10 protein-coding genes are annotated in these 15,228 nt (G+C 59.5%); 4 read left to right on the forward strand and 6 right to left on the reverse strand.

Going from position 1 to position 15,228, the window contains the following annotated elements:
* Positions 1–28 precede the first annotated feature (28 nt).
* The 5 genes from leuA to FRT59_RS22390 all read right to left on the reverse strand — a co-directional run bounded on the left by leuA (position 29) and on the right by FRT59_RS22390 (position 9,536).
* Positions 29–1,708: a 2-isopropylmalate synthase gene (leuA, locus tag FRT59_RS22370; protein ID WP_005791164.1), complete on the reverse strand. Its 1,680-nt coding sequence runs from the start codon at positions 1,706–1,708 to the stop codon at positions 29–31.
* 407 nt (positions 1,709–2,115) lie between these two features.
* Entirely contained in the window at positions 2,116–6,045 is a 3,930-nt protein-coding gene (locus FRT59_RS22375; protein WP_200657644.1) for a membrane-targeted effector domain-containing toxin, read from the reverse strand.
* Positions 6,046–6,430: 385 nt separating this feature from the next.
* On the reverse strand, positions 6,431–7,252 hold the full coding sequence (locus tag FRT59_RS22380; protein ID WP_153872428.1) for a M23 family metallopeptidase: 822 nt from the start codon (positions 7,250–7,252) through the stop codon (positions 6,431–6,433).
* 3 nt (positions 7,253–7,255) lie between these two features.
* Positions 7,256–8,635, reverse strand: a complete 1,380-nt coding sequence (gene xseA / locus FRT59_RS22385) for an exodeoxyribonuclease VII large subunit (RefSeq protein ID WP_034115882.1) — start codon at positions 8,633–8,635, stop codon at positions 7,256–7,258.
* A 10-nt stretch (positions 8,636–8,645) separates the two neighbouring features.
* A complete protein-coding gene (locus FRT59_RS22390) occupies positions 8,646–9,536 on the reverse strand; it encodes a LysR family transcriptional regulator (RefSeq protein WP_198809837.1) in 891 nt (296 codons plus the stop codon).
* A 99-nt stretch (positions 9,537–9,635) separates the two neighbouring features.
* On the opposite strand from FRT59_RS22390, the gene FRT59_RS22395 reads away from it, so the two are divergent.
* The 4 genes from FRT59_RS22395 to guaA all read left to right on the forward strand — a co-directional run bounded on the left by FRT59_RS22395 (position 9,636) and on the right by guaA (position 14,340).
* Positions 9,636–10,403 (forward strand): sulfite exporter TauE/SafE family protein, encoded by a 768-nt coding sequence (locus FRT59_RS22395; protein ID WP_153872429.1) that lies wholly within the window; start codon positions 9,636–9,638, stop codon positions 10,401–10,403.
* A 154-nt stretch (positions 10,404–10,557) separates the two neighbouring features.
* Positions 10,558–11,106 carry a hypothetical protein gene (locus FRT59_RS22400; protein ID WP_034115879.1) on the forward strand — a complete coding sequence of 183 codons (549 nt, stop codon included), beginning with the start codon at positions 10,558–10,560 and terminating at the stop codon, positions 11,104–11,106.
* Between the two features lie 104 nt (positions 11,107–11,210).
* The gene (gene guaB / locus FRT59_RS22405; protein ID WP_016977684.1) at positions 11,211–12,680 is read left to right on the forward strand and encodes an IMP dehydrogenase; all 1,470 of its coding nucleotides are present in this window, start codon (positions 11,211–11,213) and stop codon (positions 12,678–12,680) included.
* Between the two features lie 82 nt (positions 12,681–12,762).
* Positions 12,763–14,340, forward strand: coding sequence for a glutamine-hydrolyzing GMP synthase (gene guaA / locus FRT59_RS22410; protein ID WP_017134673.1), 1,578 nt, complete (start codon positions 12,763–12,765; stop codon positions 14,338–14,340).
* A gap of 79 nt (positions 14,341–14,419) precedes the next feature.
* Here the strand turns inward: guaA and FRT59_RS22415 are convergent, their stop codons facing one another.
* Positions 14,420–15,190: an APH(3')-II family aminoglycoside O-phosphotransferase gene (locus tag FRT59_RS22415; protein ID WP_198809836.1), complete on the reverse strand. Its 771-nt coding sequence runs from the start codon at positions 15,188–15,190 to the stop codon at positions 14,420–14,422.
* Between the last annotated feature and the right edge of the window lie 38 nt (positions 15,191–15,228).

Consider the following 15,228-nt stretch of genomic DNA (forward strand, 5'->3'; position numbering starts at 1 on the left):
AGGGGCCTTTCGCATTTAAGCAGGCCGGTTACGCCGCTTTCGCTTCCAACTGGCTCAACGAGCGGTTCAGCGCACTGAACAGTGCTTTGAAGCTGGCGGTGGTGATGTTTTCATCAATGCCCACGCCATGCACCGGACGCTCACCGTTCACGCGCAGTTCGATGTAGGCCGCCGCCTTGGCGTTGGTGCCCGCGCCGATCGCATGCTCGTTGTAGTCCATGATCTCCACACCAATCGGCAAGCCCGCCACCAGTGCTTCCAGCGCACCGTTGCCTTTGCCTTTCCAGTGCAGGTTGGTTTCGCCCTGGCCCTTGCCGGAGACTTCCACCTCGACGAAGCTATTGCCGTTCTCTTCCTGCAGGCGGTGGCTGACCAGCGCGTACGGCGTGTTGGCTTGCAGGTATTCACGCTGCAACAAGGCGTAGATCTGCGGTGCAGTCATCTCCAGGCCGACGCGGTCGGTTTCGGCCTGTACCACTTGGCTGAATTCGATCTGCATGCGACGCGGCAAGCTGATGTCGTATTCCTGTTCCAGCAGGTAGGCGATGCCGCCTTTGCCCGACTGGCTGTTCACACGAATCACCGCTTCGTAGCTGCGGCCAATGTCGGCCGGGTCGATCGGCAAGTAGGGTACTTCCCACAGCGCGTCGTCTTTCTGCTGGGAGAAGCCCTTGCGGATTGCGTCCTGGTGAGAGCCGGAGAACGCCGTGTGGACCAGGTCGCCCACATACGGGTGACGTGGGTGCACCTGGATCTGGTTGCACTCTTCGACAACTTTGCGCACGCCGTCGATATCGGAGAAATCCAGCTGCGGGTCCAGACCCTGGGTGTACATGTTCAGCGCCACAGTGACGAGGTCGACGTTACCGGTGCGCTCGCCGTTACCGAACAGGCAGCCTTCGACGCGGTCGGCGCCGGCCATCAGGCCCAACTCGGTGGCGGCTACGCCGGTGCCACGGTCGTTGTGGGTGTGCAGGCTGATGATCACGCTGTCGCGACGGTTGATATGGCGACCGAACCACTCGATCTGGTCGGCATAGATGTTCGGCGTGGCGCATTCAACCGTAGCCGGCAGGTTGAGGATCATCTTGTGCTCAGGCGTCGGGTTCCATACCTCGATTACGGCATCGCAGACTTCCTTGGCGAATTCCAGCTCAGTGGCGCTGAAGGTCTCCGGGGAGTATTCGAAGGTCCACTGGGTTTCCGGCTGCTGGGCAGCATATTTGACGAACAGCTTGGCCGCGTTGACCGCGATGGCCTTGATGCCGTCCTTGTCCTGGTTGAACACGATGCGGCGGAACGACGGCGACGTGGCGTTGTACAAGTGCACGATGGCTTTCTTGGCACCGCGCAGGGATTCGAAGGTACGCGCGATCAAGTCTTCACGGCCCTGGGTCAGCACCTGGATGGTGGTGTCCTCGGGGATGTGGTTGTCTTCGATCAGGGTGCGCACGAAGTCGAAGTCGGTTTGCGACGCGGCCGGGAACGAGGCTTCGATTTCCTTCACGCCAACGGCAACCAGGGTCTTCCAGAAGCGCAGCTTTTTCGCGGCGTCCATTGGCTCGATCAGCGACTGGTTGCCATCACGCAGGTCGGAGCTGCACCAGATCGGCGCGGTGGTGATGGTCTTCGATGGCCAGGTGCGGTCCGGGATATCGATGGTCGGGAACGCGCGGTACTTCGAAGACGGGTCTTTGAGCATGCTCATCGGGAAATCCTTTGTTGTAAGGGCCGAGAAAAGGCGGCCTGCCGTAGAACTGTTTTTAGGGATAAAGCGTAGGGACGAGGCAGAACGATTCAGCCTGGCAGTCGTGCGCTGACGAGGCACAGGCTGCGGTGCTGGCGAAGCTGAATGAGGGTGTGAGAGGTTTTCATAAGCCCAACCCTAACCGTGGGCAGGGGAGATGGCAAGAGCTCAGGAAAAATTGATAGATTTTCTGAGTAAGTCAGGTTTTAAGAGCGATTATTGCTGTTTTTTCTATTTTTGGTGATTATTGTTGCGCGTGTGTCGTGAGGTGCGCAATCTCATTGGCCGGGGTTAAAGTGAGGTTCAGGGAGTGTGGACGCAATGGTGTCTGGCTCACCATTGCGTAAGCAACGAACGACTGGGTGCACTCAAGTCACTTTCTGGAACACCTGATAATCCCCTGCCGTGTGGCTTCCTGTTACGACTGCGCCGGGATCCCGTCGGACTGAGGGGCCGCTGATGGCAACACTCTTGTTGAATGCAGTGTCCGGGTAAACGCCTATCCCAACGCCACCATTGAGTTCGGCCAGGCCAGGAACGTTTCGAGTTGTGTTCATATGGGCCCTGCCTGCCAGCACCAGTACTTTTTCGCCTGGCTTGCGGTTTTGCAGGATACGGGTTGCGTAGTAGTTGACTTCCTGCAGGCGTGTAATGCCCCTGTCGTTGTCGCCGACACCCTTGAGGAAGTCAGGCATATCTGCGTGCCGTGTCAAATAGCGATGTTCAAGGGACCTGACGGTTATGCCATTGGCCTTGGCGAGTTGAACCAGCTCCGAGAGCGTGGGAGACGCGCCCGATGGTCGGTAAGCGCCCATGCCGGCATCTCGAAGTTGGCCGGTGGCGTTGGTTTCGGTGTTTTCGATATAGAACGTGGTCACACCGGCCTCTTTAAGGGCCTGCATATTCTCTTTGATCATCTGGAAACTGGCGATTTCGTTGTGGGACTCGCCCATTACGACGACGTCGCTGATTTCATAGGCCCTACGCAAAAGGTCGCCGGGCGATGTACCCGGGGCGATCTCCAGCCGAGGCGGGCGTGGCGGCATCTGCCCTCCTGTGATCATATTTTGGTAAAAACGATGAAGATCCCGCCTGAACCAAGCCCTGGCCACTGGCAAGTTTTTCGTGGTGAAGTCAGCCTCGACCAACCGACCGTTATTGATGCTGAGATACTCGGCGTCGGGTAATCTTTTCCCGGCGGGTGCTTCTGCCCCCGCCGAGGGCGCTCCTGGCACCGCTACCCGTGTCGGCATACCGCCCGGCAGTTGATTCAGTCGCCACTCACCCTTTCCTGCGTGTTGCACAGACGCCACGATTCTGCTGCTTCTGGGCGCAGTCGACGGGATAGTGGGGTCCAGGATATTGACCCAGCCGCTGCGTGCGTGAAAGGCCGAATCGATCTGATAAACCCTGCTCACAAGGGTACTGTCGGTAAAGCGGATGTACGAATTGCCGTCGACGTTATAGGTACCGTTCGACCGTAAGGGCTGGCCGCTGATTATTTCTTCGGATACGGCGTAGGCGCTGAGATCGCGGGTTGGGGGGGTGAGATTGGTCAAGCGGGGCGTGGCGACAGCGCTGGCACCCGTACTGGTTGAGGCGATCGCCGGGGGCAGACTATCAGGCGCCGGTAACGCTCTGGGCCCTGGGCGTGGTGTCAGCGCGCCGACCGTTGACGATTTGAATACCGGGCGCATTGGCGCGGCGCGAACATTGGAGATGCCCGATGCAGCCAGGGTGAAATCACTATAGATGGCGCGTGCCAGGCCAGGTTTTTTGATCAGGTGCGGCAAGATTCGACTATGGGCGCGCAGCGCGGTAACGCCGGCTTTGCCCAGGCGAACACCGGTTGAAACGCCTTTGCCGAGCACAGGGATCAGGTCTGCAAAGATCAAGGCCACTTCAACGCCGAACTCGATTTTGTTGAGGGTCGATTGCCGTGCAACTTCGGCACTGCTCACGGACTGGTGATCAGCTCGGTCGATCACCATCTGTACGTGTTGTTTGTACAAGTGATCCTGAACATTTCCCTCTATTGGCTTAAGGCTTGTAGCACCACCCAGTAGCTTGACCGATGAAACTAGCACTTCGGAGGACAACAGCTTCATCGGGTTGAAAAGGTTGCTTTTAATCGCGTCCTTGAACTCAGCCACATCGTCCTTGCTGACCGGCGACTTTCTTTTCGCAATATAGGCTGCCCATCCTTCTTTACCCAGCAGGGCATCAAGCGCTTTATGGTCCGCCACTTCGCGAAAGGTGATGCCATCGGGGGCTTTGGGGGTATATAGCGCCAGCGACGAGTCCGTCTGATTGCCGATCACCATCACGCCCTGTACCGCTAGCCCTCGATGGATAAGGCTGTGGGCAACCACTGTCTTGCCCTCCACCTGGGAGCGGGTGGCAGGGTCGGGGTTACTGAGCACCGCGTCAACCAATAGGGCCGCACGTTTGGTGGTGGGGTTTTCGGTGGCTTGTTCTTTGTAGGCATCCGGGTTGAGCTCTGCCAGATAGGCTTCTTGCTCCATGGCATCTCTCAGGTTGGCCTTCCACGCTGTGCGCAATTGCGCAGCGCTACCCGATACGGCGTCGGGGTCCGTCTCCTGTTTCAGCAGCTTGGTGTATTCACCCCCGACATCGGCGGCATTGACCAGCTGTTTAAGGGTGTCAGTGTCCAGGGAGACCGGTTCGCCGCTCGGGTCCAGGACGGGCCTGCCTTGCGTGTCGACCAGCGCCAGGGTCATTTTTATATCAGTGAACGTGCCCCTCTCGTTGGCTGGAAAACCCGTTGGGTTCTTCAAGGCCAGGTCGGTCAGGGACACAGGATCTTGTCGGGAATAGAGAGGTTGGCCAGTTCCCCGTCCGCCATGTACACCGGTGCGGGTGTGAACCTGCACCATGAGTTTGTCTGCATCGACTTGCGCGTTCGGGTATCGCTTCTTGATGGCGGCATTCAAACGGTCGCGGGAGAAACTACCCAGGGACGGAATTTTTTCAAGCAATGGCGCCAGCGTATCCAGGCTACTTTCCTGCGTTTGCTCCAGCTGCATAAATACAGCTTCTTGAATGGGGGTCAGGTTTTTTAACCACTCGGGCTGGTTTTTGTCGACCAGCTTGGCGTCCCGGGCCAGCATGGCATTGCTGCCATCGAGCAGGTACGACCAATCGGCTGCATTATCGATGCCTTGGAGTGACGTGCTGTCGAGCAGTGGGTTTACGGTGTCGGCTGGCTTCAGCGCTGTGCTCAGGTGGGTGTTGATATCTGCATGTTGGCGCCTGAGCATCCAGGACATGGCTTCTGCCAATACATCCCCGGAAGACGGTTCGACACTGGACATCAGGTCTTGCCCAGTGATGGGGTCAGGTCCGTTCTGCAGGTGAGGTGACAGAGCCTGCACTAACAACTTGGCCCTGGTTGCGCCTTGATTCAGGCTATTGGCCAATGCCTGGAGCGCCTGTGCGGGCGTTGCGAACTCCTCGAACCCTTCGCTTGGCGTGTAGATCACCACGGGGCCATTCTTATCGTTGAGCTCAAGGGTGCGGCCCTTCGGCCAGGTGGGTGGCGTGGCACTTGAGCCGTCTTGACGAGTGATGAGAAACGCACCCGGCAGCATGGCGCCGCGTTCCGTTTTGTCATCGACGGTGATGGGATACACACCCAGGCGGTCGCCATCGGCGAATTTTTTTTCCCGGGCTTCCAGGGTGGGATAGCGCAGCGCATTGTCGATCAGCTCTTTGCCGGCCGCACTCAGGGTGCCATCGCTCACACGCAGTGCCGCCAGGATCGACAGCTGCTGTTTGTGCAGGGTCAATAATTGGCTTTGCGGCGACATTTGCACCGAAGGTTGATTCTCAACCGGCTGCTGCGTGCTCCAGTATTCTTCAAGGGCCTGCGGGTATTGCGTGGCTATGTTGCGGGCAATGGAGTGCAACGAGCCTTCGGTGACGGCCGGCGTTTGTGCGTGACTGAATTCGGTGCGTATGCCGCGCTCTGGGCGTCTCAGCGTATTCGGGCTGGCCTGGATATCACGAATCATCCGCGCCAGCGCGGTCATCAAGGGTTCTGCAGACGCCAGCGATTCGCCGTCATCGTCGACACGGTATCGATTGAAACTTATCTGTTCGGCATTGAGCGGCCTGATAGCGGGGAACGCCGCTTCAAGTTGCGCCTGTACAAAGGCTTTGAAGCTGGGTTGCCGGCTGTGCAGGCGTTGCATGTCTTCAGTCAGAAGCGCGTGTTCAACGGTGAACGCTAATTGTTGGGTCGGTTTGAATTGCTTCAAAAGTTGCTGGTAGCGCATTCTGGCGGGGGCGATGCCGAACGCGGTGGGAGCAGCTGGATTGTCGGGGGCGTAGCTTGGAGCGGCGGTTAGCGGGGGGGAGGTTGGCTGCTGGAGGAGGATGGGGGGCGTAGTTGGGTTGGTGGGAAGGGAGTGGGTCAGGGGGCGTTGCGGGTGGTGCTCGGACAGTGCTGGGGTAAGGGGCATACAGTGAGTCTCACGGGAATTGGATATCCAATGCTCAGGTCCTGCTCATTACGTCCGTGTAAGTCGCTGGTTGAGTGAGTCTCGGGTTTCGGATGGTTCACGGCAAAAGTGTAAGAAGATGACAGTGCATGACCCTCAAACGCCGGCATTTCAGGCGTGGGTGCGTTAATTTCACCGACGCCCGCGTACCGTCGCAGTGTCAGGGCTGAAACGCGCCGATAAAAATCGCCGGGTCCACTCGAGCATCGTTCAAGCTGACGTTCCAATGCATATGCGGTCCAGTCGCCCGGCCGGTCGCGCCGACCTTGCCCACCACCGTACCGCGGCCCAGTTGCTGGCCCACCTTCACATCGATCTTCGACATATGGCAGAACATGCTGATAAAGCCTTGGCCATGGTCGACGAACACGGTATTGCCGTTGAAGAAGTAGTTGCCGACCAGGATCACCTTGCCGTTGGCCGGGGTCTTGATGGGCGTACCGGCCGGCACGGCGAAATCCAGGCCCGAATGCGGGTTGCGTTCCTCACCGTTAAAGAAGCGGCGCACACCGAACTTGCTCGACAGCGGCCCGTTCACCGGTTTGTCCAACACCAGATTACTCGGCAGGTTGGGGCTGAAGCTGCGGTAAGCCTTGAGCTGCACCGCCAATTCACCTTCGATGCGCTTGAGCTGCGCCGGGTCGGGGTTGACCTGGCTTTTGTTTTTCAAGGTGATGCGCTGTTCCGGATACTTCTTGTAGCCGACGATAAACGGCAGGCTGCGCCCGCCGCTGCTGATGCGCTCATTGCCAGGCTTGACCGTCAACGGGATACCGACAATCGCCAGCCAGTTGTCCTGTTCCTTGACCACCAACACCGGCTTGCTTTGGTAGGTAGCTTTCGGCGCCGTAGCGGATGGGCCCAGTTCGACAACGGCTACACCGCCCGGCACCGGTTTGTTCAAGGTGCGAGTGATATAGCTGTCCGCGTGGGCGTTAACGGCAAGGCACAGCAGCATCAACAGGCTAAATAGACGTGGCATCAATCAATCCAGTAACGAAAGGGTGACGGGTGTCAGGTGGTTGTCTTCCACCCGTACTTGCAATTGACCTTCACCGAGACGCGCCGTCAGGCGTTGGCCCGTGTGAGTTTGTGCCGCATTGCGAATCGCCTGGCCGCGCTCGTCCAGCAGGATGCTGTAGCCACGGCCCAGGGTCGCCAATGGGCTGACTATCTGCAGCGTCTGCACCTGGCTTTGCAGTTGCAGGCGCCGCGCCTTGAGGCCTTCGCGCATGGCACGGGGCAGGCGTTCGGCGAGGCTGTCCAGGCGCTGGCGCAGCAGAGCCAATTGGCGCCCCGGATGCTGGCCGGCGAGGCGGGTTTCCAGGCGGATCAGGCGTTCGCGGCGGGTATTGAGGCTGCGCTCGAAGGCGCGGCGCATACGCATGTCCAGGTCATCCAGGCGCTGGGCCTGCTGGCGCAAACGCTCGCCAGGGTGACGCAGGCGCCGGGCCAGGCCTTCCAGGCGCAGACGGTCGTGGGTCAACCGGTTGCGCATCAGCATCACCAGGCGCCGGTGCAGGCTGTCGACCTGGCGCACCAGGTTGCTGGCATCGGGGGCAAGCAGTTCAGCAGCGGCGGAGGGGGTTGGGGCGCGCACGTCTGCCACGAAGTCGCTGATCGACACATCGGTTTCATGCCCGACCGCACTGACGATGGGTGTAACGCAGGCATCTACTGCGCGGGCCACGGCCTCTTCGTTGAAGCACCAGAGGTCTTCCAGTGAGCCGCCGCCACGGGCCAGGATCAGCGCGTCAAAGCCTCGGGCGTCAGCCAGTTTCAGCGCCCGTACAATCTGCGGGATCGCTTCGCGGCCCTGCACGGCTGTGGGGATCAACGTCAATTGCACTTGCGGCGCCCGACGACGGAACACGCTGATGATGTCGCGGATCACCGCACCGGTCGGCGAACTGATAATACCGATCTTCTGTGGATGCGCCGGCAACGGGACTTTGCGTTCGGCGCTGAATAACCCTTCAGCACTGAGCTTCTCTTTCAACGCATCGAAGGCCAGGCGCAGCGCGCCATCCCCGGCGGGCTCCACGGTGTCGAGAATCAGTTGGTAGTCGCCACGGCCTTCGAACAGCGAGACCTTGCCACGCACCTTGACCGCCAGGCCATCCTTCAGCGCCTGGCGCACGCGCGCGGCATTATTGCGAAACAGCGCGCAACGCACTTGGGCGCCGCTGTCCTTGAGCGTGAAATACACGTGGCCGGAGGCCGGGCGGGCGAGGTTGGAGATTTCGCCTTCGACCCAGATATTGGTGAACACGTCTTCCAGCAACACCCGCGCACGGCCGTTGAGCTGGCTGACAGTCAGGACTTCGCGGTCCAGGCCCAGACGGGCAAAAGGATCTTTAATCATGGGCGGCAGTTTATAGGCATTTGTGCAGGGTTTGACAGAACTGCTCTACCAGCGCGCTCGGTGCTTGCGCGCAGGCGAGGGCAACGGTGCTATGGCAATCCGGGTCGGCCAGAGGCAAAAAGTGCAGGTTTGCTGGGGCGATGTCTTGCATGGATTTTGGTAACAAAGCAATTCCGAAGCCGGCCTGGATCAATTGCAGCTGCGTGGTCTTGCGTGACATCACCCGCGCTGCCTTGGGGAAAAACCCGGCACGCATGCATAACTCGGCCGACAGATAACTCAGCCCGCCGCGTTGAGGATGAGGGATCGAGATAAACGCTTCATCCTTGAGCCGGGCCAGTTCCACCGCCGTATCGCTGTGTGCCAATGGATGATTCGTCGGTACCGCCAACACCAACGGCTCAGTATACAAAGGCAGCACCCGCACGCCTTCGCGCTGACGCAGCACCGGCAAGCGCAACAGGCCGACGTCCAGGCGGCCGTCGGCGATTTCTTCCAGCTGGGCTTCGGAGGACAGTTTGACGATATCCATCGACACGCCTGGGCAGAGCTCCAGCCAGGTACCGATCCCTTGCAGCAACACACCGCTCATCGGCACGGTGCTCGAGTGACTCAGGCGCAAGGTGCCGAGTTGGCCATTGCCCACTTGCGTCGCCATCTCGCTGGCCTTGAGTAATTCAGCCAGCAGGTTGCGCGCCCGTGGATAAAACGCCTCACCGGCGGCCGTTAGCCGCGGTTGGCGTGCGGTACGCTCGAACAATGCGGTCTGCAGTTGGTTTTCAAGCTCTTTGATCTGGCGGCTCAAGGCCGATTGCGCCACGAACAGGCGCTCGGCGGCGGCACTGAAGCTACCGCTGTCGGCAATTTCGACGAAATAACGCAGTTGCCGGGTTGAGATCACGGGTCATGCCTTTTCGAGATGGGTGAATGGCTTTGAAGATATTAGTCGCAACACTCGCCGATGGCTAAAGTGAAGGCCAGGTCTTTCAAGGAATAACCCATGAGCGCGGTTGAGTGGATGAGTCAGTGGTCGTTCAGCGGTGTGGATTGGCTGGTGATTGGCCTGAGTGTGGTGGTGGCCTATGTGGTGTTCGGGATTGCCGGGTTCGGCACGGCATTGGTCGCGGGGCCGGTCCTGATTGTGTTTATGCCGCTGTCGAAGATCATCCCGCTGCTGGTGCTGCTGGATTTCGTCGCGGCGTTTGGCAACCTGCTGCAATCACGACGTGATGTGAACACGGGGGAGTTGTTGCGACTGCTGCCGTGCATGGCGATTGGTTGCACCCTGGGCGTGGTGTTTTTGCTCAACCTGCATTCGGATCTGTTGCTGCTGTTGATGGGGTTGTTTATCAGCGCCTACGCCATTTATAGCCTGGCGGTGAAAGCCCGACCGACGCAGCTGGCGGCGGGGTGGTCGATTCCCATGGGCACAGTAGGTGGCTTGTTCGGCGCGTTGTTTGGCAGTGGGGGCTTTTTATATGCGATCTATTTGAACAGTCGTTTGCCCAAGGATGCGGCGCGGGCCACGCAAAGCGCGTTGATCAGTTGCAGTACGGTGGTGCGCCTGAGTCTGTTCCTGATTGCCGGGGTGTATGCGGATTTGCCGTTGTTGATGTTGGCGGTTTGCCTGTTGCCGGCGATGGCGTTGGGGTTGTGGTGTGGGCGCAGGTTGACGATGCGTATGTCACGTGAGGCCTTTGTGCGGTTGGTGACGTGGTTGGTGCTGGCGAGCGGTATTGCTTTGATCGGGCGCTACTTGAGCGCTTGACCTGATTTATTCAGGGATTAAGCTGCCAGCCTTCAGGGCCTCTTCGCGAGCAAGCCCGCTCCCACATTCGATCGCATTTCTCCTGTAGGAATGCAGTCGAATGTGGGAGCGGGGTTGCTCGCGAAGGCGCCAGACGCCACACCGCAGGACTCCCATGAACTCCCAAAGCATCCTCGTCCCGAAAATCTCCACCTTGCCCGTCCACGAACCCCGCGCCCGGGCGATCGTGCGCTGGCTGGTGCGCAAGAACATCGTCAAGGAGGAATTGACCACCTGCGGCCGTACCGGCAACCGCATGGGCTATGCCCTGGCCGATGGCGCCCGGGCCGTGGTGCTGCACCCCGAGGCGCTGCCGTTCAATGAGCCGGTCAATGGCCTGGAGATCATCTACAAACGCTGCATCTACACCCCGGCCAAGGGTTTCCTCGAAGAGGCGGGTTGCCCGGAATGCCTCAAGGAAGTCGGCGAGGCGCTGTTCGAAAGCCTGGAAGACTGGATGCCCGGCCACACCGACAACTTCACCTGCCCGCTGTGTGGGCATGAAGACGACATCAACGGCTTCCTGTTCCTGCAGGAATGCGGGTTCTCCAACCTGGGTTTCATCTTCAACAACTGGGCGGAGGCGGGGTTCAAGCAGAGCTTTATCGACGAATTTGCCGATTGGTTGGACCAGAAAATGAGCTGGGTCAAAGTCGAGCTTTAATCCTTCTATCAGTATTACCAAGTTTGTCAGAGTTTTACATTGAGCCCGACAGGGTGCATGTATATAATGGCGCGCTTCCATTTTCCCGCTCGGGAGCCCCCGCGATGCTGCGTATCAGCCAAGAAGCTCTGACATTCGACGACATTCTCCTAGTGCCCGGTTATTCCGAGGTGCTTCCTAACGAAGTCAGTCTCAAGACCCGCCTAACCCGTGGCATCGAGCTGAATATTCCCCTGGTTTCCGCTGCCATGGACACCGTCACTGAAGCCCGTCTGGCCATCGCCATGGCTCAGGAAGGCGGCATCGGCATCATCCACAAGAACATGACCATCGAGCAGCAAGCTGCCGAAGTGCGCAAGGTCAAGCGTTACGAAGCCGGTGTGGTGAAAGATCCAATCACCATCGAAGCCGACGCTACCGTGCGTGACCTGTTCGACCTGACCCGCCTGCACAACATCTCCGGCGTTCCGGTACTGCACGATGGCGACCTGGTCGGCATCGTCACTTCCCGTGACGTGCGTTTCGAGAACCGTCTTGAAGTCACCGTCCGCGAAGTGATGACGCCTAAAGAGCGCCTCGTTACTGTCAAGGAAGGCGCCGACAAGAACGATGTGCGCGAACTGCTGCACAAGCACCGCATCGAGCGCGTGCTGATCGTCGACGACAAATTCGCCCTCAAAGGCATGATGACCGTCAACGACATCGAGAAAGCCAAGGCTTACCCGCTGGCCAGCAAGGATGACCAAGGTCGTCTGCGTGTTGGCGCTGCGGTCGGCACCGGTAAAGACACGGGCGACCGCGTTTCGGCGCTGGTTGCTGCCGGTGTTGACGTGGTAGTGGTCGACACTGCCCACGGTCACTCCAAAGGCGTGATCGACCGCGTGCGCTGGGTCAAGCAGAACTTCCCTGACGTTCAAGTGATCGGCGGCAACATTGCCACCGGCGCTGCCGCCAAGGCCCTGGCCGAAGCCGGCGCCGATGCGGTCAAGGTCGGTATCGGCCCAGGCTCGATCTGCACCACGCGTATCGTCGCCGGTGTGGGTGTGCCGCAAATCAGCGCCATCGCCAACGTCGCCGCCGCCCTTGAAGGCACTGGCGTGCCGTTGATCGCCGACGGCGGCATCCGTTTCTCCGGTGACCTGTCCAAGGCCATCGTAGCCGGTGCTTCCTGCGTGATGATGGGCTCGATGTTCGCCGGTACTGAAGAAGCGCCAGGCGAGATCGAACTGTTCCAGGGCCGTTCGTACAAGGCTTACCGCGGCATGGGTTCGCTGGGCGCCATGTCCCAGGCGCAAGGCTCTTCCGACCGTTACTTCCAGGATTCTTCGGCAGGTGCCGAGAAACTCGTACCGGAAGGCATCGAAGGCCGTGTGCCGTACAAAGGCACCCTGAGCGCGATCATCCATCAACTGATGGGCGGCCTGCGTTCCTCGATGGGCTACACCGGCAGCGCCGACATCGAAGAAATGCGCACCAAGCCAGAGTTCGTACGGATCACCGGCGCCGGCATGGCTGAATCCCATGTCCACGACGTGCAGATCACCAAGGAAGCGCCAAACTACCGCGTAGGTTGAGGCTTCCAGCAAAACGTTAAGTAACCGGGGCTGTTTTATTCAGCCCCGAGTTGTTTCTGATTCATTAGACGAGACTGACTTCATGGCCCTCGACATTCACGCCCACCGCATCCTGATCCTCGACTTCGGTTCCCAGTACACCCAACTGATCGCCCGCCGCGTGCGTGAAATCGGCGTGTACTGCGAACTGCACCCGTTCGACATGGATGACGAAGCGATCCGCGAATTCGCCCCTAAAGGCGTCATCCTCGCCGGTGGCCCCGAGTCCGTGCACGAAGCCAACAGCCCGCGCTGCCCGCAAGCCGTATTCGACCTGGGCGTGCCGGTCTTCGGTATCTGCTACGGCATGCAGACCATGGCCGAGCAACTGGGCGGCAAGGTTGAAGGTTCCGAGCTGCGTGAATTCGGTTATGCCCGTGTAGACGTGGTCGGCAAGAGCCGCCTGCTGGACGGCATTGAAGACCATATCGACGCCGACGGCCTGTTCGGCCTCGACGTGTGGATGAGCCACGGTGACAAAGTCACCAAGATGCCGGAAGACTTCCACATTCTGGCCAGCACCCCAAGCTGCCCGATCGCCGGTATGTTCAACGACGAGCGCGGCTACTACGGCGTGCAGTTCCACCCGGAAGTGACCCACACCAAGCAAGGCGGGCGCATCCTGTCGCGCTTCATCCTCGACATCTGCCAGTGCGAAGCCCTGTGGACCCCGTCGAAGATCGCTGAAGACGCCATCGCCAACGTGCGTGCCCAGGTCGGAACCGACAACGTGCTGCTCGGCCTGTCCGGCGGCGTTGACTCCTCCGTGGTTGCCGCGCTGTTGCACAAGGCCATTGGCGACCAGCTCACCTGCGTCTTCGTCGACAACGGCCTGCTGCGCCTGCACGAAGGTGAGCAAGTGATGGCCATGTTCGCCGAGAACATGGGCGTCAAGGTCATCCGCGCCAACGCTGAAGACCAGTTCCTGAACAACCTGGCCGGCGAGTCCGACCCGGAGAAGAAGCGCAAGATCATCGGTCGTACCTTCATCGACGTATTCGATGCCCAGTCCAACAAACTGGACAACATCAAGTACCTTGCCCAGGGCACCATCTACCCCGACGTGATCGAGTCGGCCGGCGCCAAGAGCGGCAAGGCCCACGTGATCAAGTCCCACCACAACGTGGGTGGCTTGCCTGAGGAAATGAACCTCAAGCTGGTAGAGCCGCTGCGCGAACTGTTCAAGGACGAAGTCCGCCGTCTGGGCCTGGAACTGGGCCTGCCGTACGACATGGTCTACCGCCACCCATTCCCAGGCCCGGGCCTGGGCGTGCGTATCCTCGGTGAAGTGAAGAAGGAATACGCCGACCTGCTGCGTCGCGCCGACCACATCTTCATCGAAGAACTGCGCAAGGCCGACTGGTACCACAAAGTCAGCCAGGCTTTCGTGGTGTTCCAGCCGGTGAAATCGGTTGGTGTTGTAGGCGATGGCCGTCGTTACGCGTGGGTCGTGGCCCTGCGTGCCGTAGAGACCATAGACTTCATGACCGCCCGTTGGGCACACCTGCCGTACGAACTGCTGGAAACTGTCAGCGGCCGTATCATCAATGAGATCGAAGGTATTTCGCGCGTTACTTATGACGTGTCGAGCAAGCCGCCGGCGACCATTGAGTGGGAATGATCCTGCACTGGCAGGTGAGCGCTGAATAACAAAACCCCGGCCTGGTGCCGGGGTTTTGTGTTTCAGGCTGCAGGCTGGATCAGAAAAACTCATCCAGCACACAATAGAACTTCATACGCTGCTCATCGGGCTCAACACCATAAACCTCAAAAAATGGCTTCACCCATGCCTGCCCCAGGTTGCGTTCAATACTTCGTGCTGCCAGGGCCAGGTCTTGATAACGGTCACTGATTCCCAGGCGACCGCAGTCGATGAAGCCACTGAAGCGAGCGTCTGCCGCCATGAAGTTCGGCAGGCAGGCGTCGCCGTGGGTCACTACCAGATCATGAGTGCCTGGCTGAGTCGCCACCAGTTCAGCAAACACCTCCTCAGCGCTTTGCCCGAGTCGTTCGTCGTCGAAATCCGTCGGGTCCACCAGGCCGGCGCTGAGGTGTTGCTGTGCCCGTGCGATACGCTGCTCAAGGGAGTGATCGAAGGGGCAGAGTTCGACGGGTAGCTGGTGCAGAGTGCGCAGCGCTGTCGCCAGGATGTTGATGATTTGCCCGGCAGAAAGCTCGTTGGCGCTGGCCAAGTCCTGTCCTGGTACGGTGGTCATCAGCAACCAGTGGCGATGGTTTTCTGTGATTTCATCCAGGACAGCAGGCGCAGGCAGGTCCATTTGCTGCAGCCACCTAAGTCGATCGACTTCGTCTGCAAGCTCACCCAGTTCCTCGAGGGGCTCGGACTTCAGGAACAGATCTGTACCGTCATCCTGGCGCAGGCGAAAGACGTCGGCCCGCGATTCGCCAATGGCCTGTTGTTCAATCAGCGCATGGGGATACTGCTCGCGCCATTTGTTCGGGATATTCACAGTGCTCTCATTTCCTTGTTTCAGCGTCGTGTAATCTC

The sequence above is a fragment of the Pseudomonas haemolytica genome (assembly GCF_009659625.1).
GTDB classification, from domain to species: Bacteria; Pseudomonadota; Gammaproteobacteria; order Pseudomonadales; family Pseudomonadaceae; genus Aquipseudomonas; species Aquipseudomonas haemolytica.